Source organism: Glycocaulis sp. (assembly GCF_051859565.1).
GTDB lineage: Bacteria > Pseudomonadota > Alphaproteobacteria > Caulobacterales > Maricaulaceae > Glycocaulis.
This window is the reverse complement of record NZ_JBHYFK010000016.1, coordinates 1-2,351: the sequence shown is the minus strand read 5'-3', so window position 1 is coordinate 2,351 and position 2,351 is coordinate 1. Positions and strand designations below refer to the sequence as shown.

At 62.6% G+C, this 2,351-nt stretch carries 4 protein-coding genes; all 4 read left to right on the top strand.

Annotated elements, in window-relative coordinates:
- Positions 1-312: transposase (locus tag ACTIGC_RS13510; RefSeq protein ID WP_439634912.1), on the top strand; the 312-nt coding region annotated here is incomplete at its 5' end.
- 158 nt (positions 313-470) lie between these two features.
- Positions 471-1,472, top strand: a complete 1,002-nt coding sequence (locus ACTIGC_RS13505) for a hypothetical protein (protein WP_439634911.1) — start codon at positions 471-473, stop codon at positions 1,470-1,472.
- Positions 1,469-2,131: a hypothetical protein gene (locus ACTIGC_RS13500; protein ID WP_439634910.1), complete on the top strand. Its 663-nt coding sequence runs from the start codon at positions 1,469-1,471 to the stop codon at positions 2,129-2,131. The genes ACTIGC_RS13505 and ACTIGC_RS13500 overlap by 4 nt, the downstream gene beginning before the upstream one ends.
- Before the next feature lie 45 nt (positions 2,132-2,176).
- On the top strand, positions 2,177-2,351 hold a 175-nt coding region (locus ACTIGC_RS13495; RefSeq protein ID WP_439634913.1), incomplete at its 3' end, for a transposase.

The following is a 2,351-nucleotide window of genomic DNA, read 5'->3' as shown; positions in this document are numbered from 1 at the left end:
GAAGAAACCTCGGTCTGGGCCGACAAGGGATATGTCAGCGCGGAGCGCGAAGAGGCGTTCAAGGGGCCAGGCAAGGTCTGGGGTGTCATGCGCAAGGCGCCGAAGGGCAGCGAACTTCATCCCGTCGACGCGCAGATCAATCGCATCATTGCCATAGTTCGTGCCAAGGTCGAGCACCACTTCCGCGTCATCAAACGCCAGTTCGGCCATGTGAAGACCCGCTACCGCGGCCTCGCCAAGAACCGCGCCCAGCTGTTCACGCTCTTCGCCCTCGGCAACCTGTTCCTCGTGCGACGGAGGCTGATCTCATGAGGACGAGTCTGCCCGAAAACCGCGAAAGGGTCGCTCAGGCGGCTCGCAAAGCACGAAAACAGTCTACGGAGCCAGGCCTTCGGGCGTCACAACGAGTCATGCGCCCATCTTGGCGCAGCCGAAGCCGTTGATCAGACGTTCCTTAGGAATTCATAATCTTGGAAGCTCCTACCGTGCTCTCATCTCAAATCTATTACATCTGCGGATTTCCCGGTTCTGCCGATGGTGCGCAGATCTTCGATCACAATCTTCTCGCGGCGCTCGCGGAGCGCGGCGTTATGCTTGTGCCGCAGCACCCGAGACGCCGACGCGGCCTCCACCCGCCGTTCTGGCAGGGGCGGATTGTCGAACTGCCCGCACTAATTTCCGAACTGTGCCGCGCGCGGCGGAGTGGGGCGCGGATCGTGCTGTCCCATGAGGGCTTCTTCGGCATAGCGCACCGAATGCCAGTCGATCTGCTGATCGTGCATAATTACATGCCCTGCTTCAGCTTTCCCGGTCAACGGCCGCTTGAACTCTACTACCGCACCGGCAGCCGCGCCTATTTCGGCCGCGCCTTCGCCAACGCCAAGGCCATGGTCTTCGTTTCGCACCGCGATCACCGCTGCGCAGTCGCCGATTTCCCAGAGATCGAGAACCGCAGCCTGATCCTGCCGCCCCCGCCCCAGCGGGTAGCGCTCGGGCCGGGTTGCGCCGATGTGATCCATATGTCTGGCTCCGAAGGCTGGCTGCCCAAGCGGCTGTCGCGCCTGACGCCGGATGAGCAGGCGAAGATCACGACTGCAGGATTACGGATCGAGGATTTCGGCCCGCACCCCGGCCCCTCCTTCGGCCTGATCCCTGACCGCTTTACAGTGGGCTTCAAGTTGAAGCTGATGCAGATGCTCTATGTCGGCGATGCGATTGCCAGCCTGTCGGAAATCGGCGAGGAAGTCAGGGCACTCGCGCCGGAGTATACGTGGTGGCGCGAAGTGGCGAGTGTTGAGGAGGCCGTAGCATGGTTCGCTGCGCTTCGGGGCGATCCTGCATGGCAAGAGCACTGCGCAAAGCCCACGAGGCCGCGATTGCCGGATTGGGATGGGGTGGCGGGTATGGTTGAGGGGATGCTGAAGCTCGAAGCAATGCGGCGCGCGATCGCGGCTGATGGGCAGGGGGCATGACCACGATCTCTGTAATCACCGCCGTCTGGAACCGCGCCAACACTATCGGCGACGGGCTGCTTAGCCTGCAGGAACAAATCTATCCGGACATAGAGCATGTCATCCAGGACAGCGGCTCGACGGAGGGCATCCGACGCTGTTCATGCGGCGCGCAGTTTGTTGCTCGCCACAGCGATTACAACACCACCTACCTGATCGCCTCTGACTATGAGGCGATCATGCGCTGGCTGACGCGGGGCCGGTTGCGGCTGGCCTACGTGCCCCGAGGTGCTGGTGCGGATGCGCGTCGGCGGCGAAACCAACCGCTCGGTCTTGCGCATTCTGCGCAAGAGCCTCAAAGACCTGCGCGCACCCGCCGCCACCATGTCGGGGCGCTGGGCGTGCTGGCCGCCAAGAACCTGTCCAAAGTGGGCCAGTCTCTTCGGCGTGACCTTACGACAGCCATGGCGGTGTCAGCAAATCGTGTTGGCGTGAGGGTGTGGCTGGGGTGCGAGCAGCAGCCTGAGCGCATCGAGGTAGAAGCGGTCCGCGTTGTTCCGGGCGGCGTACCAGCGGCCGTAGGCGGCAAGGTTCTTGGACGCGGGGCCGCAGGAGGGCTGCATGAAGGCGCGGAACCGGCTGATCAGGGCATTCACGGTGTTAGGGTCAGGACCCATTGATTTTGGACTCTCTGCCTGATTCAAGCTCCGAAAGGAGACTGGATGATGAGCAACCTTTTCTGGCTGACCGACGCGCAGATGGCGCGGCTGCAGCCCTTCTTTCCCAAGAGCCATGGCAAGCCACGCGTCGATGACCGGCGGGTGCTGAGCGGCATAATCTTCATCAACCGCAATGGGTTGCGGTGGTGCGATGCGCCCAAGGAATACGGCCCGCACAAGA